The organism is Alkalibaculum bacchi (assembly GCF_937875145.1).
GTDB lineage: Bacteria > Bacillota > Clostridia > Eubacteriales > Alkalibacteraceae > Alkalibaculum > Alkalibaculum bacchi_A.
This window is the reverse complement of the sequence record NZ_CALNCS010000210.1, coordinates 1-6,399: the sequence shown is the minus strand read 5'-3', so window position 1 is coordinate 6,399 and position 6,399 is coordinate 1. Positions and strand designations below refer to the sequence as shown.

General features: G+C 33.1%; 7 protein-coding genes and 1 tRNA gene. All 8 read left to right on the top strand.

The genetic code is table 11. The annotated features are described in order from the left end of the window. The first annotated feature begins 14 nt into the window (after positions 1 to 14). Positions 15 to 161, top strand: coding sequence for a FeoB-associated Cys-rich membrane protein (locus Q7P22_RS12290; RefSeq protein WP_303864566.1), 147 nt, complete (start codon positions 15 to 17; stop codon positions 159 to 161). Between the two features lie 302 nt (positions 162 to 463). Continuing rightward, complete coding sequence (locus tag Q7P22_RS12285) at positions 464 to 1,462, top strand: deoxyguanosinetriphosphate triphosphohydrolase (RefSeq protein ID WP_303864563.1); 999 nt, start codon at positions 464 to 466, stop codon at positions 1,460 to 1,462. A gap of 19 nt (positions 1,463 to 1,481) precedes the next feature. Further along, positions 1,482 to 1,931, top strand: a complete 450-nt coding sequence (locus tag Q7P22_RS12280) for a DUF188 domain-containing protein (protein WP_303864561.1) — start codon at positions 1,482 to 1,484, stop codon at positions 1,929 to 1,931. Positions 1,932 to 1,969: 38 nt separating this feature from the next. Continuing rightward, positions 1,970 to 3,748 (top strand): DNA primase, encoded by a 1,779-nt coding sequence (dnaG, locus tag Q7P22_RS12275; protein ID WP_303864559.1) that lies wholly within the window; start codon positions 1,970 to 1,972, stop codon positions 3,746 to 3,748. Between the two features lie 39 nt (positions 3,749 to 3,787). After that, positions 3,788 to 4,861, top strand: a complete 1,074-nt coding sequence (gene rpoD, locus Q7P22_RS12270) for an RNA polymerase sigma factor RpoD (RefSeq protein ID WP_303864565.1) — start codon at positions 3,788 to 3,790, stop codon at positions 4,859 to 4,861. Between the two features lie 179 nt (positions 4,862 to 5,040). Then, positions 5,041 to 5,115: transfer RNA gene (locus tag Q7P22_RS12265), tRNA-Asn, on the top strand. A 418-nt stretch (positions 5,116 to 5,533) separates the two neighbouring features. Beyond that, positions 5,534 to 6,223: a class I SAM-dependent methyltransferase gene (locus tag Q7P22_RS12260; RefSeq protein ID WP_303864557.1), complete on the top strand. Its 690-nt coding sequence runs from the start codon at positions 5,534 to 5,536 to the stop codon at positions 6,221 to 6,223. Next, on the top strand, positions 6,214 to 6,399 hold a 186-nt coding region (locus tag Q7P22_RS12255; RefSeq protein ID WP_303864555.1), incomplete at its 3' end, for a Nif3-like dinuclear metal center hexameric protein. The genes Q7P22_RS12260 and Q7P22_RS12255, both read left to right, overlap by 10 nt.

The window sequence follows — 6,399 nt, the reverse complement described above, 5'->3', positions numbered from 1 at the left end:
GGATAGCATCAAATATGGCTAATATCGTTATTATTGCCATTCTCACACTAGTAGTAATCTTTGCAGGACGATATGTATATAAAGAAAAACAAAAGGGTGGTTGCGCAGGTTGCCCATCAAACAAATCTCAAAATAGCTGTCACGGTTGTAGCAGTAAATAAACTTGAATACAAGAGAAGCACGGTGTAGCCGTGTTTTTCTTGTATTTTAATGGAAAGCGAAATTCACGATTCATTGTTCCATGTTTATCGTGCACTGCGACGCAAGTTACATATTTGTTCACCTATAAAAAAAATTCTCATTAAAAAGAAGGAATTTAACGACTCAACAGCGAATAATATATAACAGGCATTTGAGTTCTATGTTCTAAGATATAAGTTGTATCTAAAACTGTTATTTACAATGACGCAATATACGTAGAATTTAGAATGTAAAAATTAGAACGAGAATGGGAGCGAATGTCGTGAATATTAGAGAAGATCGAGAACAACTAGAATTGGCCATACTCTCAAAATATGCTACCTTTAGTATTCAATCAAAGGGTAGAAGAACACCTATTTCTAAATGTGATATTCGGACAGACTTTCAAAGAGATCGAGACAGAATATTGCATTCTAAATCTTTCAGACGTTTAAAGTATAAAACACAAGTATTTATTTCTCCAGAGGGGGACCATTATCGCACTCGGCTTACTCATACTTTAGAGGTGTCTCAAATTGCTAGGACCATATCAAGAGCTTTAAAATTAAATGAGGATTTGACAGAAGCCATTGCATTAGGCCATGATTTAGGACATACCCCTTTTGGACATATTGGTGAAAAGGTGTTAAGTAGTATCTGTAGCTTTGGCTTTAATCACAATCAGCAAAGCTTACGAGTTGTAGAGATTATTGAAAATAGTGTAGGCTTAAATTTGACTTGGGAGGTACGAGACGGGATTCTACATCATTCAGGTAAAGTTAGCCCTGAGACTTTAGAGGGACAAGTGGTTCACCTTTCAGATCGAATTGCTTATATCAATCACGATATTGAGGATGCTATAAGAGCAAATCTCATTACACAAGAGCAATTACCTAAAGAGCATACTTCTGTTCTTGGAGAGACAAAAGGAAAACGCATCGATAATATGATACGTAGTGTAATTTACGAGTCTTATGGGAAGAATGTTATTAAAATGGATGATAAAATATGGGATTCTACAATGAAATTAAGAGAATTTTTGTTTTCAAATGTATACATCAGTTCGAGAGCAAAGGAAGAAGAAAGAAAAGCAACATTTATTATTTGTTCGATTTTTAAATACTTTTTAGAAAAGCCAGAAAAACTACCACCTGAGTTTATAAAGAGATTTGATGATGAAAACACAGAGAGAGTCATTTGCGATTATATAGCAGGAATGACGGATCGATACGCTATTAGGAAATTTCAACAATTGTTTGTACCCAAACCATGGGGGGTATAACTAGAAATAGAGGTTTAGGATGAGGATATTAGTTGATGGAGACGCATGCCCAGTAAAAAAAGAAATAAAAAAAATCTCTTTAAAATATTCCATAGATGTTATATACTACACTAGTGTGTCTCACTATACATTCGACAAATTATTTGATAATACGATATATTTAGACAATGAAGCACAGGAAGTGGACATTCGGATTATTAACGATATCACTAAAGAGGATTTATTAATTACAGATGACTATGGACTAGCTTGTGCTACTCTAGAAAAGTGTAAGGCTGTTTTATCTTCTTCTGGGAATATTTATACTAAAGATAATATTGAATTATTATTATATCAAAGACATTTGGCTCAATTAGCACGTAAAAAAAGAGAAAAAGTATCGAATAAAAAGAAACGAAACGAAGAAGCAGATGAATATTTTTATCAGATACTGAAAACAGTTGTAGAAAAGGAAATAGACAACAAATAGAATCTTTTGGTTTGTCATGGGAATTGGGGTGAGAAAATTTGAGCAGTAAAAATTATTACTCCAGCGATGTCATAGATGAAATCGTCAGTGCAAATGATATCGTCGATATTATTTCTGAATATGTAACACTAAAAAAAATGGGTACAAGCCATAAATGCTGCTGTCCATTTCACGTAGAAAAAACGCCTTCATTTGTTGTGACAAGAGAAAAGCAATTGTATCACTGTTTTGGTTGTGGTGCAGGTGGCAATGTCATAACGTTTATCATGGAAATCGAAAAACTAAACTTCGTCGAAGCTCTAAAATTTCTTGCAGATAAAGCCCATATAAAATTGCCTCAAAACCAACAATATAATAGTGAAAGAAATGAAAAAAGAGAAAGACAACTTCTTATACACAGGGATGCAGCAATATACTATTATAAGACATTATTACATGACTCTAAGGCAATAGCGTATTTATTAGATAGAAAAATAGATAAAGCCACTATTAAAAAGTATGGTCTAGGTTATGCACCAAAATACGGTAATGGCTTGCTTCGCTATCTTTTGAGTAAGAAGTATAATATCAATGAGTTATTAGAATCTGGATTAATATTAAGAAGCAAAAACAAATCTACAAATGACTTGTATGATCGTTTTAGAGACCGCATTATGTTTCCTATACAAAATGTTACAGGAAAAGTAATTGCCTTTGGAGGCAGAGTGCTGGACAATAGCATATCACCAAAGTACTTAAATTCTCCTGAAACTCAAATTTTTCATAAGGGGAAAAATTTGTATGGGTTAAATAATGCAAAAAAAGAAATCGTAAACGAACAAATCATAATTGTAGAAGGTTATATGGATGTCATTGGCCTTTATCAAAAAGGTATTAAAAATGCTGTGGCCTCATTAGGTACAGCTTTTACCCAAGATCAAAGCAAGCTGCTTAAACGATATGCTAAAGAACTAGTAGTCATATACGATGGGGATCGAGCGGGTCAAGAAGCTACGTCTAAAGCCATAGAAATACTACAAGATAATGATATCGATATAAAAATAGTTTCTTTACCAGATAATCTAGATCCTGATGAGTACATAAATCAATATGGAAAAGATGCTTTTGAACTACAAATGTCAAAAGGAATGACTCCTTTCGAGTATAAAATTTCCAAGTTAAAACAATCATATGACATAAGTAGTGTAGATGGCAAGATCAAATTTGCAAAAGAAATGGCTGCATATCTGAGTAATGTTAATAGCGGTATTGAGCGAGAGGCCTATTTAAACAAAATGGCTGTAGACACAGGTATCTCAAAAGAAACAATTCTTCAAGAAATTCAAAAAAATGTTACAAAAGAGCATAAAAAAAATTCTAATGGAAAATATAGGAATGAAAAACCAGAAAAATTTGTAAAAAATGCTTACAGTATTGCTCAAGAAGAAATTCTAAAAATTTTAATCAATGATAAGAATATCTTTCCTTTAATTGAATCTAAAATTAATTTAAATCATTTTCAAGATGGAATTTATAAAGATCTAGCACAATATCTATTTCATCAAATAGAAAATGAAAAAGAAATCCAAGGTAATAAATTCATAAATGACATAAGTAATAAAAAGGACCTAGAAATTGCATCGTCAATATTTACATCGGATGAAATAAGCTCAGAAGAACAAGCTATTATTAGCTACTGTAATACGATTAAAAAAATTAAAATTCATAATGATAATAAATCCTTACAAAATCAATTGTTAAATGCTACAGATGATGAAGAAAAGAATAAGATATATTATCAAATTATCGAAAATAAACGTAAACTAGAGAAATTATAGTTGAGAGGAGGGTTAAGAGTGGACGTTAATGTAAAACAGATGCAAAAAGTTAAAGAACTCCTTGCAAAAGGAAAGAAACAAGGTACTTTAACAGGAGAAGAAATCCAAAATTTCCTTTCTGATATAGATTTAACACCAGAACAAATTGAGGATATATATACGATCTTAGAAGAAGACGGTATAGAAATTTTTACACATGATATTACAAAATCTGCCGAAGATGGTGAACACGAAGAGATTGAAAAAGACATTCATGCTAAAGAAATAGATGTACCAGAGGGAATCAGTGTTAATGATCCGGTAAGAATGTATTTAAAAGAAATTGGTAAAGTTCCACTTTTAACAGCTGAAGAAGAAATTGAATTAGCTCAGCGAATGGAAGCAGGCGATGATAGAGCAAAACAACAATTAGCAGAGGCCAATTTAAGATTGGTAGTAAGCATCGCCAAAAGATATGTTGGTCGAGGAATGTCTTTTCTTGATTTGATTCAAGAGGGTAATTTAGGCCTTATAAAAGCAGTAGAAAAATTTGATTACGGCAAAGGTTTTAAATTTAGTACTTATGCCACATGGTGGATACGACAGGCGATTACGCGGGCTATAGCTGATCAGGCTAGAACAATCCGTATACCAGTACATATGGTAGAAACTATAAATAAACTAATCCGCGTTTCAAGACAATTGTTGCAAGATTTAGGTAGGGAACCAACACCTAAAGAGATTGGTGAAGAAATGGGCTTTACAGAAGAAAAGGTAAGAGAAATTCAAAAAATTGCTCAAGATCCAGTATCATTAGAAACACCTATTGGGGAAGAGGAAGACAGTCATTTAGGTGATTTTATTCCAGATGATGACGCCCCAGCACCAGCAGAAGCAGCATCTTATGCTCTGTTAAAAGAACAACTATTAGATGTATTAGAAACATTAACAGACCGAGAAGAAAAAGTTTTAAGATTGCGATTTGGTTTGGATGACGGCAGAGCAAGAACTCTTGAAGAAGTGGGAAAAGAATTCAATGTAACAAGAGAAAGAATCCGACAAATTGAAGCCAAAGCGTTGCGAAAACTAAGACATCCAAGTAGAAGTAAAAAACTAAAAGATTATTTAGATTAAACCAAGGGCGCCCTTTTATAAGGGTGTCTTTTATTTTTAAATAAAATGAAATAAAAGTGTATATTAGATTCTTTATTTGGCAATATTATTACTGCAGGTGATTCACACAGAATTTGTTTCTAGATTTTTTCAAAACTCTTGACAAAATAAAAAAAATCACTATAATATTATTTAAACGTTCCTTAGTAGCTCAACGGTGGAGCAATCGGCTGTTAACCGGGAGGTTGTTGGTTCGAATCCAACCTGAGGAGCCATTTTTTAAGAGAATAAAGGCTAGAGACATATGTCTCTGGCCTTTTCGCGCGAAATAAGGGGCCAAGCGAAAACAAAGTTTTCGCAGTAAACGATATGATTGAACGTACAAACGGCTTGCCGTTTTTGCTGTGAACTTATATTGTCTACGTAAAGGAATGCTTTGCTTTCATTTGGCGATAATCACGAACAGTGAGAAATTCGCAGAGCAAGTTCCTTGCTGTTGTAGTAAGCAGGCATCAATAACTCATCTTTCTTTTACATATCCCATATATTCTCCAAATAAAGCATACTTTGCCAAAGTCATATTTTGATGAAATATGGTATAATGGTATTACAAGAAAGTTCATCTACATAATTTCATTATTCTCATAAATTCACCTAATTTCTTAGATAGTTAAGTATAGAATGGAGTAGTTTATGCAATTAACACCTAGGCTTGAAGCCATTGCTAGAAAAGTAACCTATAAAGCTACAGTTGCGGATATAGGTACAGATCATGCGTATATTCCAATTTACTTAGTGGAAAACAATGTTACAAATATTGTATATGCCTGTGATATTAATCAAGGTCCTATTAATATGGCCAATAAACAAATTGAAAAGTATGGATATACAAGAGAAATTACTACAATGTTAGGACCGGGTCTAGATCCTATTGTAGGTATGGATGTAGAAAACATCATTATTGCAGGTATGGGTGGTATCTTAATCAAGGGAATCATCGAAGCCAATAAAGAAACAGCTCTAAATGCTCATAGATTGATTTTACAGCCTATGATTGCTCAAGAGGAATTACGACAGTACTTAATTCAAGAGGGATTTCAAATAATCGAAGAGGACTTAGCTCAGGAAGATAGGCGCATTTATCAAATAATAGTTGCTAAAAAAGGTAAAAGCGAATCATGGGCAGAAATTGATTATCATATAAGTCCTATTTTAGTACAAAACAAACACCCACTGCTTCATGAGCTTATCACTGCAAAAGAAAATGAACTAAATAAAATTATCAAAGCTTGTAGTGTAGAGAAAAGCGAAAATGCCAAAGTACGGAGAGAAGAATGTCGTTCCTTATTAGAAAAAATAAAGGTTGTGAAAAAGTGTCTGTAAAATGCCAACAAATTATTCAATTCATTGAAGAGCTTGCACCAAGAAAATTAGCTGAGAGCTGGGACAATGTAGGTCTTATGATTGGAAGCCCTAACATGGAAGTTAATAAGGTTTTAGTATGCTTAGATGTAAATGATGCTGTACTAAAAGAAGCCATTGAAAACCAAGTAGACCTT

Bases quoted from the DNA above. Each gene is read 5' to 3' on its own strand.
- Q7P22_RS12290 (WP_303864566.1), top strand. From the start codon at position 15: ATGGCTAATATCGTTATTATTGCCATTCTCACACTAGTAGTAATCTTT.
- Q7P22_RS12280 (WP_303864561.1), top strand. From the start codon at position 1,482: ATGAGGATATTAGTTGATGGAGACGCATGCCCAGTAAAAAAAGAAATA.
- rpoD (WP_303864565.1), top strand. From the start codon at position 3,788: ATGCAAAAAGTTAAAGAACTCCTTGCAAAAGGAAAGAAACAAGGTACT.
- Q7P22_RS12260 (WP_303864557.1), top strand. From the start codon at position 5,534: ATGCAATTAACACCTAGGCTTGAAGCCATTGCTAGAAAAGTAACCTAT.